Annotated in this window: 17 protein-coding genes; 8 read left to right on the forward strand and 9 right to left on the reverse strand. The window is 51.4% G+C overall.

Annotation, left to right across the window (positions count from 1 at the left end):
- Positions 1-176: 176 nt before the first annotated feature.
- Positions 177-569: a YdeI family stress tolerance OB fold protein gene (locus ACLJPQ_RS08750; RefSeq protein ID WP_000776348.1), complete on the reverse strand. Its 393-nt coding sequence runs from the start codon at positions 567-569 to the stop codon at positions 177-179.
- 426 nt (positions 570-995) lie between these two features.
- Between ACLJPQ_RS08750 and ACLJPQ_RS08755 the strand changes: the two genes are divergently transcribed.
- Positions 996-1,523, forward strand: coding sequence for a 2-oxo-tetronate isomerase (locus tag ACLJPQ_RS08755; protein WP_001235357.1), 528 nt, complete (start codon positions 996-998; stop codon positions 1,521-1,523).
- Positions 1,524-1,642: 119 nt separating this feature from the next.
- Here ACLJPQ_RS08755 and ACLJPQ_RS08760 read toward each other — a convergent pair whose 3' ends face one another.
- Together ACLJPQ_RS08760 and dcp are read right to left on the reverse strand one after the other, a co-directional pair.
- Positions 1,643-1,825 carry a general stress protein gene (locus ACLJPQ_RS08760; RefSeq protein ID WP_000807642.1) on the reverse strand — a complete coding sequence of 61 codons (183 nt, stop codon included), beginning with the start codon at positions 1,823-1,825 and terminating at the stop codon, positions 1,643-1,645.
- A 344-nt stretch (positions 1,826-2,169) separates the two neighbouring features.
- Entirely contained in the window at positions 2,170-4,212 is a 2,043-nt protein-coding gene (gene dcp, locus ACLJPQ_RS08765) for a peptidyl-dipeptidase Dcp (RefSeq protein ID WP_000106261.1), read from the reverse strand.
- 138 nt (positions 4,213-4,350) lie between these two features.
- On the opposite strand from dcp, the gene ydfG reads away from it, so the two are divergent.
- The 3 genes from ydfG (at position 4,351) to ydfZ (ending at position 6,297) form a co-directional block, all read left to right on the forward strand.
- Positions 4,351-5,097, forward strand: coding sequence for a bifunctional NADP-dependent 3-hydroxy acid dehydrogenase/3-hydroxypropionate dehydrogenase YdfG (ydfG, locus tag ACLJPQ_RS08770; RefSeq protein ID WP_000636564.1), 747 nt, complete (start codon positions 4,351-4,353; stop codon positions 5,095-5,097).
- Positions 5,098-5,226: 129 nt separating this feature from the next.
- Positions 5,227-5,913, forward strand: coding sequence for a GntR family transcriptional regulator (locus ACLJPQ_RS08775; RefSeq protein WP_000215563.1), 687 nt, complete (start codon positions 5,227-5,229; stop codon positions 5,911-5,913).
- Between the two features lie 180 nt (positions 5,914-6,093).
- A complete protein-coding gene (gene ydfZ, locus ACLJPQ_RS08780) occupies positions 6,094-6,297 on the forward strand; it encodes a putative selenium delivery protein YdfZ (protein WP_000989267.1) in 204 nt (67 codons plus the stop codon).
- Positions 6,298-6,363: 66 nt separating this feature from the next.
- Here the strand turns inward: ydfZ and ACLJPQ_RS08785 are convergent, their stop codons facing one another.
- From ACLJPQ_RS08785 to ACLJPQ_RS08805, 5 genes are all read right to left on the reverse strand, one after another.
- Positions 6,364-7,830, reverse strand: a complete 1,467-nt coding sequence (locus tag ACLJPQ_RS08785; RefSeq protein WP_023202401.1) for a mannitol dehydrogenase family protein — start codon at positions 7,828-7,830, stop codon at positions 6,364-6,366.
- A gap of 143 nt (positions 7,831-7,973) precedes the next feature.
- Positions 7,974-9,353 (reverse strand): MFS transporter, encoded by a 1,380-nt coding sequence (locus tag ACLJPQ_RS08790; protein ID WP_000192118.1) that lies wholly within the window; start codon positions 9,351-9,353, stop codon positions 7,974-7,976.
- A gap of 53 nt (positions 9,354-9,406) precedes the next feature.
- Positions 9,407-10,426, reverse strand: a complete 1,020-nt coding sequence (locus ACLJPQ_RS08795) for a Zn-dependent oxidoreductase (protein ID WP_000836494.1) — start codon at positions 10,424-10,426, stop codon at positions 9,407-9,409.
- A 10-nt stretch (positions 10,427-10,436) separates the two neighbouring features.
- Positions 10,437-11,651 carry a starvation-sensing protein RspA gene (gene rspA, locus ACLJPQ_RS08800; RefSeq protein WP_000706270.1) on the reverse strand — a complete coding sequence of 405 codons (1,215 nt, stop codon included), beginning with the start codon at positions 11,649-11,651 and terminating at the stop codon, positions 10,437-10,439.
- Between the two features lie 121 nt (positions 11,652-11,772).
- Positions 11,773-12,099 carry a YnfA family protein gene (locus ACLJPQ_RS08805; protein ID WP_000921389.1) on the reverse strand — a complete coding sequence of 109 codons (327 nt, stop codon included), beginning with the start codon at positions 12,097-12,099 and terminating at the stop codon, positions 11,773-11,775.
- Between the two features lie 152 nt (positions 12,100-12,251).
- Here ACLJPQ_RS08805 and ACLJPQ_RS08810 point away from each other — a divergent pair, with 152 nt between their 5' ends.
- Both ACLJPQ_RS08810 and speG read left to right on the forward strand, forming a co-directional pair.
- On the forward strand, positions 12,252-12,593 hold the full coding sequence (locus ACLJPQ_RS08810) for a DUF1283 family protein (protein ID WP_080184700.1): 342 nt from the start codon (positions 12,252-12,254) through the stop codon (positions 12,591-12,593).
- Between the two features lie 35 nt (positions 12,594-12,628).
- A complete protein-coding gene (speG, locus tag ACLJPQ_RS08815; RefSeq protein WP_000199997.1) occupies positions 12,629-13,189 on the forward strand; it encodes a spermidine N1-acetyltransferase in 561 nt (186 codons plus the stop codon).
- Positions 13,190-13,229: 40 nt separating this feature from the next.
- Here the strand turns inward: speG and ACLJPQ_RS08820 are convergent, their stop codons facing one another.
- Positions 13,230-13,940 carry a YnfC family lipoprotein gene (locus ACLJPQ_RS08820; protein ID WP_000743122.1) on the reverse strand — a complete coding sequence of 237 codons (711 nt, stop codon included), beginning with the start codon at positions 13,938-13,940 and terminating at the stop codon, positions 13,230-13,232.
- A 103-nt stretch (positions 13,941-14,043) separates the two neighbouring features.
- On the opposite strand from ACLJPQ_RS08820, the gene ACLJPQ_RS08825 reads away from it, so the two are divergent.
- Together ACLJPQ_RS08825 and ynfE are read left to right on the forward strand one after the other, a co-directional pair.
- Positions 14,044-14,352, forward strand: a complete 309-nt coding sequence (locus ACLJPQ_RS08825; protein WP_077908600.1) for a DUF1161 domain-containing protein — start codon at positions 14,044-14,046, stop codon at positions 14,350-14,352.
- A gap of 156 nt (positions 14,353-14,508) precedes the next feature.
- Positions 14,509-16,947, forward strand: a complete 2,439-nt coding sequence (gene ynfE / locus ACLJPQ_RS08830) for a selenate/tellurate reductase subunit YnfE (protein ID WP_080184699.1) — start codon at positions 14,509-14,511, stop codon at positions 16,945-16,947.
- Positions 16,948-16,983 lie beyond the last annotated feature (36 nt).

Below are 16,983 nucleotides of genomic sequence, written 5' to 3' on the forward strand. Positions count from 1 at the left end.
ACGGATCGCTAACGACTGTAGCACCGTCAATATCAATGAAGCTTAAACGATACGCAACCAGACCTGAATAAGACATTATGGGACCTTTTGTCCCCCAGGCGCTTTTACAAGACCCATGGTATCAGGCCAGCCGCATGCCCCGTATGGCTGACCTGGAGATTGCCGGTTAGCGCGCGTTATTTTTGCAGTCGGTTCACGCGAACAAGCGGTTCCTTCGCTTTCTTGTCCAGACTACCGTTAATGTTGATCATTTGATCCGGCTGAACTTCCCGCCCATCAAATACGGCGGAAGGAATTATCACGTTAATCTCGCCGGATTTATCACGAAATACATAGCGATCGTCGCCTTTATGATCAATAAGGTTGCCGCGCAGCGAAACGGTCGCGCCATCATGCAGGGTTTTTGCCTGTTCGATGGTCATTTTTTCTGCATCATCCGTACCGCGATAACCATCCTCAATAGCATGAGGCGGCGGCGGTGCCACGTCTTTTTTTAATCCCCCTTGATCATCCGCTAGCGCGTAAGGCATTATCAGAAAACTTAAAAATGCAGCCACCTGTAGTTTCATGCTCTCTCCTTAATAACGTCTATTAGACGTATTAAGTCTGGCCGCTATTTTTAGTTTTTACAAACATGAATTTACCCGCAGAATATTAAGCAATAAAATCAACCCATCCGGATTAATATGCAACCGATATCAGCGCCGGTGAGCGCGAAAGCGTAACGGCGTAATAGAGAACTTGCCACATAGCTGAAGTCATATGCATCAACGTTTTGATAGCAATTCAGAATAATCGGCTTTATTTTTTGAGGATAATGGCCTTACGCATAATCAATGACAGTCATCGCCGCAGAAAAGTAAGCAAGTTATGCAACAGCGGGTTTGTTGGTAACTGGATAAAATAATCATTCACTGACAATGTCATAAAATAAATATGCCATACTTGAGAAGAACGAACAGATTTCATTTGTCTCTGTAACGGAAAAATAAACGATGAGATTAGAACAGCACGATATTGTCACCCTTGATGAAGCCGAATCCGTCGATAGCCTGACAAAAAAACTTGGTGATTTACTGGTTAACCAGAAACTCCGTCTGACCACTGCAGAATCCTGCACTGGCGGGAAACTGGCTTCAGCATTGTGCGCAGCAGAAGATACGCCCTCATTTTACGGTGTGGGTTATGTCACCTTTACTGATGAAGCCAAAGCAAAAATCTTACGCGTACAACGCCACAGTCTTGCCGAACATACCGCCGTCAGCGAAGCGGTCGTTACTGAAATGGCACAGGGCGCTAAGGATCAGGCTGAGGTCAATATCAGCATAGCGATCAGCGGCTATGGCGGTCCGGAAGGCGGCGAAGATGGCACGCCGGCGGGCACAGTTTGGTTTGCCTGGAATATTAACAATACAACTTTTACAAGCCGACAACATTTCAACGGAGATTGTCAGGAAGTATTGGAAAAATGCGTACGCTTCGCCCTCGCTGAATTGCTTTTTCTGTTAACGAAGAAAGCATAAACAATAATTTCATCTGACCGGTCAGAATAACTCCCGGTCAGAATAAAAAAATGCGAGCCTATGGCCCGCATCGTATGTGCAATATTTCAGAATATATTTATGAAATATCAGCAGTAAAATTAATTGCCGGATTTCCGTCCGCCACTGTGGCTATTCTGGCCACCTTTTTTACCCGCTTCAGATGCACGCTGTGGGTCGTTTTTAAAGTTCCCACCGCTATGCTGGCCGCCTTTACGACCTGCTTCTGAGGCTTTCTCTTTATCTTCTGCAAAATTACCGGAACCGCCGCGATGTTCTGCCATAATATAATCCTCATGATGATGTTGCGTTTTAAATATGATATGTCTTCTCATATCATGTGATACAGTTCTAAATCTAGTCGCCCTGTGCGCAGTGTCAAATTCATTTCTGCATTATTTACATAATACCACCACATAGCGGAAAATATATTTTTTGAAAACATCAACAGCGAAGCGGTAATAAATCTTTGGCAATCAAGCCACCACGGGAAAATAAGTAGAAAAATCCGAATGCACGCCCTCTTTATATTCAGACAATTTAACCCCATAAATTTAACTGGCTGTCATCAGAAGTGCAGGATTCATTTTCAGGTGGTTGTTCGACAGTGCCGAACAACCGTATCAGCTTAGCGATCGAGCCCACGATATTGCAACATGGGGTCAATATGCGGTTCATGTCCACGCCAGGCTGAATAAAGCGTTTCTAAATCAGTACTATTCCCCCGGGAAAGGATAGCATCACGAAAACGCTGCCCGTTTTCACGCGTCAGGCCGCCCTGCTCTACAAACCATTGATAACCGTCATCCGCTAACATTTGCGTCCACAGGTAGGCGTAGTATCCCGCTGCGTAGCCGCCGCCGAAGATATGGGCAAAATAACTGCTGCGATAGCGGGGCGGCACTGCCGGTAAATCAAGATGCTCGGCGGCCAGCGCCTGCTGCTCGAACTCAGCGACAGACTGCTCTGCTACGCTCTCCTCCAGCATATGCCAGCGCATATCCAGCAATGCGGCGCCGAGCAATTCAGTCATATCGTAACCTTTATTAAATAAACTCGCCTTGCGCATTTTTTCCTGTAAATCAGCGGGCATTTTTTCACCGCTGTCGACATGACGCGCGTAGCGTTCGAACACGCGTGGATGGCTCGCCCAATGCTCATTAATCTGGGAGGGAAACTCGACAAAGTCGCGGGGCGTATTGGTACCTGAAAGCGTGGCATAGCGCTGAACGGCAAACAAACCATGTAACGTATGACCAAACTCATGGAAGAGCGTAATAACGTCGTCCCAAAGCAGTAATGCAGGCTGCCCATCAACCGGTTTCTGATAGTTACATACATTGTATATAACGGGCCGGGTTTCATTGAGTGTGGATTGCTCGACAAAATTCCCCATCCACGCGCCGCCGCTTTTCGAGTCCCGCGCGAAGAAGTCGCCATAAAATAACGCCATGCCGACACCATCGGAGTCGAAAATCTCCCATACCCGAACATCAGGGTGATACACCGGAATGTCAAAACGCTCGACGAAGGTGATGCCGAATAGCTGGTTGGCGGTCCAGAAAACCCCCTCTTGCAACACCGTATTTAAGGCAAAATAGGGCTTCAGTTGCGCTTCATCTAACGCATATTTTTCCCGCCGTACCTGTTCGGCATAGAACATCCAGTCCCAGGCCTGAACGGTGTAGCCGCCCTGCTCACCATCAATGACGTTCTGAATTTCCGCCTGTTCATTGAGTACACGCTGACGCGCTGGCGGCACAATGCCACGCATAAAGCTCAGTGCGGCTTGCGGCGTTTTCGCCATCTGATCGGCCATTTTCCATGCGGCATAATTGGGGAAACCCAGCAGTTTTGCCTGACAGCGACGAATCTCTACCAGACGCTGAACGATAGCGCGGGTATCGTGGGCATCTCCTTTTTCCGCCCGAGTCCATGACGCTGCGAATAAATTTTCGCGAGTCTGGCGATCGCGCAGTGTAGCAAGCGCAGGCTGTTGCGTCGTATTAAGGAGCGGAATGAACCAGCGCTCCTCCAGGCCTTTTTCACGCGCCGCTTCGGCAGCGACGGTCATTTCTTCCGGGCTTAATCCTGCCAGGCAATGCGCGTCATCTACCGCCAGCCCGCCCGCTTTACTTGCCGCCAGCAGACGCTGATTAAACTGACTCATTAGGGTCGCGGATTCAGTATTCAATACTTTCAGTCGCGCTTTATCCTCTTCGGCAAGCTGCGCGCCTGCCAACACAAAACGCTGATGGATAACATCGACCAACCGTAGCGACTCATCATCCAGCCCCAGTGAGTGACGCTGTTGCCAGACGGCGTCCACGCGAGCGAATAACGCGCTATTCAGATAAATATCGTTGGAGAGCGCCGCCAGCTCGGCAGAAAAGGCCTCATCCAACCGCTGGAGTTCATCGTTAGTGTGCGCGGCCGTCATCGCGAAAAAAACGCTGGTGACGCGTGACAGAAGCGCCCCGCTTTGCTCCAGCGCCAGAAGCGTATTCGTAAAATCAGGGGCCGCCGGATGATTGACGATGGCCTCGATTTCCACTCGTTTTTGCCGCACGCCCTCATCAAAAGCAGGACGATAATGGCAATCTTTGATCCGATCAAAACGCGGTGCCTGATAGGGCAACATACTCTGGTCTAACAAAGGATTCGTCGACATTTTTCACTCCTGAAAATAGGTTGATCATAAGAGTAAGCTTCCCCCTATGCTGACCGCAACCGTGTTAACCAGGATTACCCTTTCATAAACGCCGCGTGCTATGGTAATACAACACAAAAAGCGTTGAGGAACTGTGTGATGATCGTTTTAGTAACTGGAGCAACCGCAGGGTTTGGCGAGTGCATTGCACGCCGTTTTGTTGAGAATGGACATAAAGTCATTGCCACGGGACGTCGTCATGAACGCCTGCAAGCGTTAAAAGATGAGCTTGGCGAGAACGTATTGACCGCCCAACTGGACGTGCGCAACCGCGCGGCCATCGAAGAGATGATGGCCTCTCTGCCTGCGCAGTGGCGCGATATTGATGTGCTGGTCAATAACGCCGGTCTGGCGCTGGGTCTTGAACCGGCGCATAAAGCCAGCGTAGAAGACTGGGAAACTATGATCGATACTAATAATAAAGGCTTAATTTATATGACCCGCGCCGTGCTGCCAGGAATGGTCGAACGTAATCGCGGTCATATCATTAACATCGGTTCGACCGCCGGCAGTTGGCCTTATGCTGGTGGCAATGTCTATGGCGCGACGAAAGCCTTTGTGCGCCAGTTTAGCCTGAATTTGCGCACGGATTTACACGGCACGGCGGTTCGCGTGACCGACATTGAACCGGGTCTGGTTGGCGGTACCGAGTTTTCCAGCGTCCGTTTCAAAGGCGACGATGAGAAAGCGGGTAAAACCTACGAAAATACCACCGCGCTCACGCCAGAAGACATTACCGAAGCGGTATGGTGGGTGGCCACACTCCCCGCGCATGTGAATATTAATACCGTTGAAATGATGCCTGTTACCCAATCTTTCGCAGGGCTCAGCGTCCACCGTAGCTAAGAGGTTATACCCGGTCTGCGGGCCGGGTAATCCCTGGCAAACGTATCTGCAACCAAGAACATGATCGGTATAGACCGCCACGGAAAAGTGGTAGAGTATCCGGGTCAACCGCCTAAAAAGTAAGAATGAATGACCGTCGAAACGCAGCTTAACCCTACACAGCCTGTCAACCAGCAAATTTACCGTATTCTTCGGCGTGATATCGTGCATTGCCTGATCCCGCCTGGCACGCCGCTATCAGAAAAAGAGGTCTCAACCCGTTTTAACGTTTCGCGTCAACCGGTGCGCGAGGCTTTTATAAAGCTGGCGGAAAATGGGTTGATTCAGATCCGCCCTCAGCGCGGTAGTTATGTAAATAAGATTTCGCTCTCTCAGGTACAGAATGGCTGCTTTGTTCGGCAGGCTATCGAATGCGCGGTGGTCCGCCGTGCGGCGGCGATGATCACCGACAACCAGTGCTATCAACTGGCGCAAAACCTGCACCTGCAACATATTGCCATCGAGCGCAAACAGATTGATGATTTTTTCCAGCTTGATGACGATTTCCACCAAAAACTGGCGCAGATCGCCGATTGCCAGTTAGCGTGGGATACCATTGAAAATATCAAAGCGACAATCGACCGGGTTCGCTATATGAGTCTGGATCATGTTTCTCCGCCGGAGATGTTGTTGCGCCAGCACCATGATATTTTCTCCGCGCTGGAAAATCGTGACGGCAATGCGGTTGAGAGCGCAATGACCCAGCATTTGCAGGAAATTAGCGAATCCGTCCAGCTTATCCGTCAGGAAAACAGCGGCTGGTTTAGCGAAGAGTAACTCCCTTTAACGTCGGGGTGAGACGCCTTCTTCGCTTTCTCACCCTGCACATTCCTGCCTAAAAAGCCGTGAGCTTGATCAAAAACAAAAAAAATTCGCAACGATAAGCGTATTTATATGTCGCCCGTCATGCGGGGAAACCTGCGGGCTTTGGCTGTAAGTTTGAAAGGAGAAAACACCATGATGACATACGATCGTAACCGTAACGCAATCACTACCGGTAGCCGGGTCATGATAAGCGGCACGGGTCATACCGGGATTATCAAAGCCATTGAGAGCGAAGGTCTGGATGCAGGTCAAATTCGCCGCGGCAAAACGGTGATTGTCGAAGGTTGTGAAGGTAAATTCGCGCCGGTCGAACTGATTCGTCTTGGCATGAACTGATACCACTGGCCGCTAAGAACCGCTCCGGCCTTCCCGGTAGCATAATGCTACCGGGTCTCTGTTGCGCTACTTCAACCGCTCGGCATATTTCGCCACGCTCGCTTTCGCGCCATATGTCAGTAAACTGTCATAGGCTTCTTGCACTTTTTGCGTAAACCGCGCCACCTGCGGCAAATCGTTGCCGAAAATTTCAGCCATTCCCAGCAGCGCCTTAACACGACTGGCGCCTTCTTCACTGTTTGCCACGGCGCGCTGAATAACAGGCAATAGCGGATCGCTAATGTCGATGGCCTTGCCCTGTTCATCCACGCCGCCAACGTAACGCATCCACCCCGCCACGCCCAGCGCCAGCAAATCAAAATCGCTATGATTAGCAAGATGCCAGCGAACGGAGTCCAGCATACGCTGCGGAAGTTTCTGGCTACCATCCATCGCAATCTGCCAGGTACGATGACGCAGCGCCGGATTACAGTAACGCGCAATCAACTGATCGGCATAACGCTGTAAATCTACCCCCTGGACTTTCAGCGTTGGCGCCTGCTCGCGTAACATTAACGCCTGCGCGGTCAGACGATAGTTGTCGTCAGCCATGCAGTCATTAATATGCTGATAGCCGGCAAGATACCCCAGATAAGCCAGGAATGAATGACTGCCGTTAAGCATTCGCAGTTTCATCTCTTCAAACGGAACCACGTCGGCGACCAACGTCGCGCCCGCGTTTTCCCACTGCGGACGCCCCGCCACAAACGTATCTTCTATCACCCACTGACGAAACGGTTCGCAGGCGACGCCCGCCGGATCGCGCACGCCGGTCAGTTGTTCGATTTTATCCAGCGTCTCCGGCGTGACCGCAGGGACAATCCGATCAACCATGGTTGACGGAAATGTCACGTTTTGCTCGATCCATATCGCCAGTTCCGCATCCACCTCCCGGGCGTAAGCCGTCACAACCTGACGCGTCACATGCCCATTTTCCGGCATGTTATCGCAGGACATCACGGTAAATGCCGGTAAGCCTGCGGCTTTACGACGCGCTAACGCTTCGACAATAATACCCGGTGCCGTTAGCGGTTGATGCGGATTTTGCAGGTCGGCGGCAATCATGGGATGTTCCAGCAGAAGTTGGCCCGTGGCTGGCGAATGACAATACCCTTTCTCGGTAATAGTCAGAGACACAATCGCTATTTGCGGTTCGCACATCGCCGCCAGCACACGTTCCAGACCATCAACCTGGACATGCAACGCCGCTTTGACGACGCCCACCACACGCGCCGTCCAGGCTTCCGCCGACATCTCCGCCACGGTATAGAGGTTATCCTGCTGCTTTAGATCGGCAATCTGCTGTTCGCCGCCAATAAGATTAACCTCATAATAGCCCCAGTCGCTATGCTGCTCCGCAGCCAGAATATCTGTATAAACCCCCTGATGCGCGCGATGAAACGCGCCAAAACCGAGATGGACCATCCGCGCCGCCAGCGCCGCGCGATCGTAATCAGGAAGCGTCGCCTTTGCCGATAAAAGCCTGTTTTGCATTTTATAACCTCTATATTCTGAAAGCGGAACAGTCGCAGAGTAACGCCTGCCCTGGTGCATTTGGATTTACGCTAATTAAACAAAAGTGACCGGACAGCATGGCCGAAACCGCATTAGCGTTCCGGCCATACCGTCGACACGATTTAACTCGTCTGGGTTGCGGAGTGGCGTAACTTCTCTGCCGCTGTCGCTTCCGCCGCATCCTCAGGCAAACTCAGGTCGCGATCTCTGACCTCCGGCATCAACAGCGCAGAAATCAGACCAATACACGAGTAGAGCACCAGCATAATTAAGATGGGCAGCCAGGAATCGGTCATGTTACAAAAGATCCCCGCAAGAACAGGGCCAAAGCCAACCGCCACCAGGCCTCCTGCCTCTTTTGAAATCGCCATCCGGGTGAAGCGATTACGCGATCCGAAAATTTCCGCCATGGTGATGTTTTCCAGCGCAAATAATCCCAGCACGGCAAAGTTATGAATAACAATGAGCGCCGCCATAATTACGCCAGGGCTATACGTTTTATCTACCACAATAGACAGCATCGGCCAGGCGAGAATAATCGCGGAGATATTCAATATTATATACGGCAGCCGACGACCGTATTTATCGGACAACCACCCCAAGAGTGGGATAGTGATAAAACCAATTACGGAACTTATCATTAACGCATCGGTTGGGATAGATTTGTTAAATAATAACGTCTGAACTAAATATCCGGCAAGGAAGGTTTGAATAAGCCCCGAATTCCCCGCCTGCCCAAAACGTAAACCGGTGGCCAGCCAGAAAGATTTGCTGGTAAACATCGCGCCCAATGTATTTTCTGACGCAGGCGTTAACGCTGGCGATTTTTCGCCTTCGCTTACTTTTTCGAATACCGGGCTTTCTTTCAGATTCATTCGCAGCCAGATCGCGAATATCATAACAACGACGCTCGCCAGGAAAGGAATACGCCATCCCCAGGCGATCAGTTGTTCGCGTTCAAGCGCAAAGAACATCACCGCCCAGATCGCCGTCGCGCTCAACGTACCGCAGTTGGTGCCCATCGCGACCAGCGAGGAAATGATGCCACGCTTTCCTTTCGGCGCATACTCGGCCAGCATGGTACCCGCGCCGGAAATTTCCGCCCCGGCGCCCAGCCCCTGTATAATTCGCAATGTTACCAGTAATACTGGCGCAAAAATGCCGATTTGCGCATACGTCGGCAGTACGCCAATCAGCGTGGTGCAGATCCCCATCATGGTGATGGTAATAAACAATACTTTTTTTCGTCCGATGCGGTCGCCCATTTTACCAAAAACAAAGGCGCCGATAATTCTGGCTATATAACCTGCACCATAGGTGCCCATTGCCAGAATAAGCGCCATCGCGGCAGACTGTTCCGGGAAAAATATCTCATGGAAGACCAGAGCCGCGCCTAGTGAATATAACTGAAAATCCATAAATTCAAGCGCGGTGCCTAACCAGCCAGATACGGCAGCGCGCACTAAATCCTGAGTCGATCGTTCATGCTTTATTTGTGTCATATAGGCAATCTCTAAGAGGTAAGATGCGTACCACTTACTCGCAATTATTTATATTATTTCGCAAACGTGAGTAAGACTTTGCAGCATTGACGCTGGTCTTTCTCGAAAAGCTCAATCGCGTCGGTGACATGTTGATAATCAAATGTATGCGTTATCAGCTTATCCGGATCAATAAGCCCTTTATTCAGCCAGTCAATCACGACCGGGAATTTATTGGCATTAAGACGCGATGAATAAATAGCCAGCTCTTTTCCGGTAATACCCTGCTGTACAATCTCACACGGGTCACTGGAAAATCCCATCAGGACAATGCGTGCCGCAGGCGATGCAAGTGTAATCGCCTCTTGCAGGATAGCGGGATGACAGGCGGCATCGACAATCAAGGTCGGCTTTAGCGCCTTCTGCTGTAGAAATTCCGCCAGTGAATGTTGACCATTATTGAGGGTCCAGTCAGCGCCGCTCTGCTTCGCCATCGCTAAACGCTCTTCAATGCGATCAACGACTATGACCGTTTTGACCTGATAAACCCCCTTCAGCGCCTGTACGGTCGTCAGTCCCATCGGGCCTGCGCCATAGATAAGCGCCACGTCCTGCTCGGTCGGATTCACCTGCCCCGTCACATTTGCCGCAATGGTAAACGGCTCAACCATGACGGCATGATGATCTGCGATGTTGTCCGGTATGCGATGAGCATTACGGGCCGGCGCCACCGCATACTCGCTGAAACCGCCGTCACGATGCACGCCCAGCACCACCAGCGAGGTACACACATTGGGTTTACCGACTGAACAAGGGTAACAATGCCCGCAACTGATCACCGGATCGACGGATACCCGTTCTCCTATCCGGTCGCGATTGACGTTGTCGCCTACCGCGTCGATGACACCGAAAAATTCATGGCCTATGACACGGGGATATTTTGCAAAGGGATTATGTCCCCGATAAATATGACTGTCGGAACCGCAGATACCCGCCAGTTTCACTTTAATACGAACTTCGCCCGGCGCAGGCTGCGGAAGCGCGCGCGTTTCGATAGTTAATGTATTCGGTTTTTCGATTACGATGCTTTTCATTTTTCGCTCCTTACCAGTTCCACAGTGTGCCATCTTCCAGGCGGGCCACCGGCAAATAGGCTGGATCGTACGGATATTTCGCCGCCAGTTTTTCATCGAACTCAATGCCCAGTCCTGGCTTGTCGCCCGGATGCATATAGCCGCCCTCGAACGTCCAGTTATGCGGGAAAACCTCCAGCATCTGTTCGGAGTAGCCCATATACTCCTGCACACCAAAGTTAGGCACCCACAGGTCGAAATGTAATGCAGCGGCCATACAAACCGGCGACAGATCGGACGGCCCATGCGAACCGGTACGCACCTGGTAGAGCGAGGCAAAATCGGCAATGCGGCGCATCCCGGTAATACCACCGGCATGGGTAAGCGTGGTGCGGATATAGTCAATCAATTGCTCTTCAATGAGCTGTTTGCAATCCCAGATACTGTTAAAGACTTCGCCTACCGCAATCGGCGTGACCGTATGCTGGCGGATGAGGCGGAAGCACGCCTGATTTTCAGCCGGCGTCGGGTCTTCCATCCAGAACAAACGATAGTCTTCAATACTTTTGCCAAAGCGGGCAGCCTCAATAGGCGTCAGTCGGTGATGCATATCGTGCAGAAGATGTTCATTAAACCCGAACGTATTGCGCACGGCGTCAAACAGCTTTGGCGTAAAATCGAGATACTTTTCCGTTGACCACAACTGTTCTTCCGGCCACTGGCCTTTTGTCGCGGGCTCATAGGCCAGCCCCTTGCCTTTCGCCATGCCGTAGGTGGTTTTCATCCCCGGAACGCCGCACTGCACGCGGATTGCTTTGAACCCTTGCTCTTTATGACGCGCGTAGTCTTCCAGCACATCGTCGATGGTGTGGCCTGTGGTATGGCAATACACCATGACGCCTTCACGCGAAGCGCCGCCGAGTAACTGATACAACGGCATATTGGCGGCTTTGGCTTTAATATCCCATAGCGCCATATCAACCGCGGAAATGGCGGACATGGTGACAGGGCCACGGCGCCAGTACGCGCCTTTGTAGAAGAACTGCCAGATATCTTCGATGCGGCGAGCATCCCGCCCGATGAGCTGTGGGCACAGGTGATCGGTAAGGTACGAGGCCACCGGGAGCTCGCGTCCGTTCAGGGTGGCATCCCCCAGACCGGTGATCCCGTCTTCCGTGGTTATCTTTAAGGTGACGAAGTTACGCCCTGGACACGTAACAAAAACTTCAGCCCCTACAATCTTCATTTTTATTCCTTACATCGCATTATGGGATGCAGGAAATTTACCCAACTGAGCTACTACCATACAAGTATATTGATGTAAAAAGCGCTGCCAGATCACAAAATGTTCTGGTCGCGCGGCAATGTTACGTACGTCCCCATCCGACGACGATAATCAGCATTCCACACAGCGCGATCAGCGCGCCGCACCAGTCATAAACCGTGAGCCGGACGCCATCGACAACACGTAACCACAGGAGCGCAGTACAGACATATACCCCACCGTAAGCCGCATAAACCCGCCCACTCGCCGCCGGATGCAAGGTCAAAAGCCAGACGAATAACGCAAGTGACGCGGCGGCGGGCAGAAGCCACCACACGCTGGCGCCGCGCTTAAGCCATAGCCAGGGAAGAAAACATCCAATGATTTCACAGAGGGCGGTGACAAAGAAAAGCAGAGTCGTCTTTAGCATGAGATTCATTTGGTTACGAAATGATAAGTGATAATACAACAGAATATCGTTACGGTTATCCGGCCATTCTTGTGTATATGCCAGGCATAAGGATTGGTGTAGAATTTACAGGTGGTTTACCGCTTTTTCCCCTCTAATGAAAGGATGTTGTGATGAACAATACGCTGAGCAAACGCCTGTGCCTGACGGCAATGCTTACGTTGGCGGCCGTTGTATATACTACTTCCGCATTCGCTGAAACCAGTAAACTGGTGATTGAATCGGGAGATAACGCACAAAGTCGTCAGGAAGCGGCGATGGAAAAGGAACAATGGAACGACACTCGCAGTCTGCGTCAGAAAGTGAATACCCGCGCAGAAAAAGAGTGGGACAAAGCCGATGCCGCCTTTGATAACCGCGATAAATGCGAGCAAAGCGCCAACATCAACGCCTATTGGGAACCCAATACGCTGCGGTGTCTGGATCGTCGTACAGGTCGCGTTATTACGCCCTGATGCAGGATAACTAAAAGGAAGTGTAAGGATACAGTATGACAAGTGACTACAAGGTCAGACTGCGCCCGCTTGAGCGTGAAGATTTACGATTTGTCCACCAGCTTGATAATAATGCCAGCGTTATGCGTTACTGGTTTGAGGAGCCGTATGAGGCTTTTGTCGAACTGTCGGATCTCTACGACAAACACATCCACGACCAAAGCGAACGGCGCTTTGTCGTCGAATGCGATGGTGAAAACGCCGGGCTGGTAGAACTGGTGGAAATTAACCATGTGCATCGGCGGGCGGAATTTCAGATTATTATTTCGCCGGAGTACCAGGGAAAAGGCCTGGCGTCACGCGCGGCCAAACTGGCGATGGATTACGGATTTACCGTACTCAATCTCTATAAATTGTATTTGATCGTCGATAAAGAGAATGAAAAAGCGATTCACATCTACCGTAAACTCGGGTTTAGAGTAGAAGGCGAGCTGATTCATGAGTTCTTCATTAACGGCGAATACCGTAACACCATCCGCATGTGTATCTTCCAGCAGCAGTATCTGGATGAACATAAAACGTCCGGTTCTACGCTCCTGAAACCCACCGCGCAGTAAACGCGGCGCGGTAGTCACGGAGAATCGCACCGCGCCCGGTTTAGTAGTAATCGATACGATTTTTAATGGTGTAATGGTGGGACACTGCCGGCTTAACGCTCTCATCGACGATAACAAGTCGGCAGTCAACAGGGTTCGCGTACGCATCATATTCGCAGCTCTGTGTGACGTTGCCGACCTGTCGATCATCCACCCGGCTGACTGCCGTGTAATCCAGCTTTTTACGCGGGTCCGCGGAGGGTTTTGCCGTCACAGAGAGCGTATTCTGCGAGTTTATGGTTGTCTTACCTAGCGGATAACCTTCGCTATCATAGCGATACTCGACTTTCATCTCTTTGCCCGTCGCCGATACCACAAAACCGTTGTCGTCCGTTTCCCAGGTCACGCCCGCCGAAGGCAACGCCGCCAGCTGGCACTTACCCTGTAACTGCACCTTTTTTTCCAGCGTCTGAGCATCCCGGTAATAATTGGCATCCAGCACGAGCGCCAGCCCCGTATTATTCTCCAGATCGTGTAACTCAAGCGTATCAAAACAGCCTTCCTGTGAAAGCGTACCGGTGACCTGCTTCGCCACTTCGCCATTCTCACTCATCAATGTCTGGCTGAAATCCTTTACCGGACCACGTAATGGATCAAAATCAAATTCGTTCGAAAAACTGGCCATTTCCGGCGTAAAAGACTCAAGGGATTTCGGGTTATCACAACCTGCCAGTATCATGCACAATAACGTCAGTAAAAGGGGTTTCTTCACACGTATCACCAGGATGAAAAGATATTTATCATCATATTAGCAAATACAGTTATTTACACGAAAAATGCTAAGCTTAGAACATCGTCATTAATCACAGGAGTTCATGATGAAAATCGCAACTGCAATAGCCGCTCTGGCGTTAGTTAGCACCCCCTCGCTGGTGATGGCGGCACCGGGATCGTGCGAGAGAGTAAAAAGCGATATCGAACAACGTATCATCAATAACGGCGTGCCGGCGGATAATTTTACGCTCACTATCGTTCCTAACGACCAGGCCGATCAGCCGGACTCACAGGTGGTGGGCCATTGCGCGAACGACACGCATAAAATTCTTTATACCCGCACCAGCAGCGGCAATGCGCCAGCCAATACCTCTCCCGCTCAGGACGGTTCATCCGCCGAACCGCAATAACCTCCTCCTGCCCTCCGGGTCCGGAGGGTAACGCTCTTTGACATGGATTAATAATCCTTACTCCCAAAGGGGTAAACTCATTACATCATTAGCATGTTAATAATTTCGTTATAGTTATCAATATATAGCGAAATAATAACGACAATGGAGTGAGTGATGCCCGGAGAAAAGCAACAAACAGGCGTTAGCCGCAGGACGTTAGTGAAATCAGCGGCGCTTGGCTCACTGGCGCTGGCTGCCGGAGGCGTATCTTTACCGTTTGGGATGCGTACCGCGGCCGCGGCGGTGCAGCAGGCCATGCGCAACGAAGAAGATAAAATCGTCTGGGGCGCCTGTTCGGTCAACTGCGGCAGTCGCTGCGCCCTGCGTCTGCATGTAAAAGATAATGAAGTCTGGTGGGTTGAAACTGATAATACTGGCGACGATGTCTACGGCAATCATCAGGTTCGCGCCTGTCTGCGGGGCCGTTCAATCCGTCGGCGCATTAACCATCCGGATCGCCTTAACTATCCCATGAAACGCGTTGGCCGCCGCGGCGAAGGCAAATTTGAACGCATTAGCTGGCAGGAAGCGCTGGACACCATTAGCGCCAGCCTGAAAAAGACCGTAGAGACCTACGGCAATGAAGCCGTTTATATCCACTATTCATCCGGCATCGTAGGCGGCAACATAACCCGCTCGTCGCCTGCCGCCTCGCCGGTGAAGCGTTTGATGAACTGCTACGGCGGTTCGTTGAATCAATACGGCTCATACAGTACCGCGCAAATTTCTTGCGCCATGCCCTACACCTATGGCTCCAACGACGGCAACAGCACGTCTGATATCGAAAACAGTAAACTGGTGGTCATGTTCGGCAATAATCCGGCTGAAACACGCATGAGCGGCGGCGGCATTACCTGGTTTCTGGAGCAAGCGCGTGAACGCTCAAATGCGCGCATGATCGTGATAGATCCGCGCTATACCGATACCGCTGCCGGACGTGAAGACGAGTGGATACCGATTCGCCCCGGCACCGACGCCGCGCTGGTGGCGGGAATTGCCTGGGTATTGATTAACGAAAATCTCGTTGACCAGCCTTTTCTCGACAACTATTGCATCGGCTACGATGAAAAGACCCTTCCGGCTGACGCGCCCCCCAATGGCCATTATAAGGCTTATATTTTGGGCCAGAGCGAGGACGGTATCGCCAAAACGCCGCAGTGGGCGTCACACATTACCGGCATCCCCGCCGATCGGATTATCAAACTGGCGCGCGAGATAGGTAGCGTCAAGCCGGCCTACATCTGTCAGGGTTGGGGACCGCAGCGTCAGGCGAACGGCGAACAAACCGCTCGCGCCATCGCCATGTTACCGATTCTGACCGGCAACGTCGGCATTCATGGCGGTAATAGCGGCGCACGCGAATCCACTTACACCATTACCATTGAACGTCTGCCGGTCCTGGAGAATCCCGTTAAAACCGCCATCTCCTGCTTTAGCTGGACGGACGCCATTGCGCGCGGCCCGGAAATGACCGCCCTGCGCGACGGCGTACGCGGCAAAGATAAGCTGGATGTCCCGATCAAATTTCTATGGAACTACGCTGGCAACACCCTGATTAATCAGCATTCGGATATTAATAAAACCCATGAAATTCTTCAGGATGAAGCGAAATGCGAAATGATTGTGGTCATCGACAACTTTATGACCTCTTCCGCGAAGTACGCCGATATTTTACTGCCGGATCTCATGACCGTCGAACAGGAAGATATCATCCCCAATGATTACGCCGGCAATATGGGATATCTGATTTTTATCCAACCGGCGACGACGCCTAAGTTCGAGCGCAAGCCCATCTACTGGGTACTCAGCGAAATCGCCAGACGCCTCGGCGACGATGTGTATCAGCGGTTTACCGAAGGCCGTACCCAGGCGCAATGGCTGCAATATCTGTACGCCAAAATGCAGGCAAGAGATCCGGCATTGCCCGCGTATGACGAGCTGAAAAAAATGGGCATCTATAAACGCAAAGATCCCAACGGCCATTTTGTCGCCTATAAAAAATTTCGTGAAGATCCGCAGGCCAATCCGTTAAAAACGCCGTCCGGTAAAATCGAAATCTACTCAAGCAAACTCGCTCGCATCGCCAGTACCTGGGAGCTGGCGGAAGGCGACGTGATAAGCCCACTGCCGATTTATACCCCTACTTTTGAAGGATGGGACGATCCGAAACGGAGCACCTTCCCGCTACAGCTGTTTGGCTTTCACTATAAATCCCGTACCCATTCAAGCTACGGCAATATTGATGTTCTGCAGGCCGCCTGTCGCCAGGAGGTGTGGATAAATCCGCTCGATGCGCAAAAACGCGGTATCGCGAATGGCGATAAGGTTCGCGTCTTTAACGATCGTGGAGAGGTGCGTCTACCCGCCAAAGTCACGCCGCGTATTCTGCCGGGCGTCAGCGCGATGGGTCAGGGCGCATGGCATAATGCGGATATGGCTGGCGATAAAATTGACCACGGCGCCTGCATCAATACGCTCACGACGCTGCGTCCTTCCCCCCTGGCAAAAGGGAATCCTCAACATACAAATCTGGTGGAAATCGAAAAAATCTAAGCCGCCTGCTCCGGGACGTTTTTACGCGCCCGGAGC

The sequence above is a fragment of the Salmonella sp. SAL04213 genome, assembly GCF_046550535.1.
Taxonomy (GTDB): domain Bacteria; phylum Pseudomonadota; class Gammaproteobacteria; order Enterobacterales; family Enterobacteriaceae; genus Salmonella; species Salmonella enterica.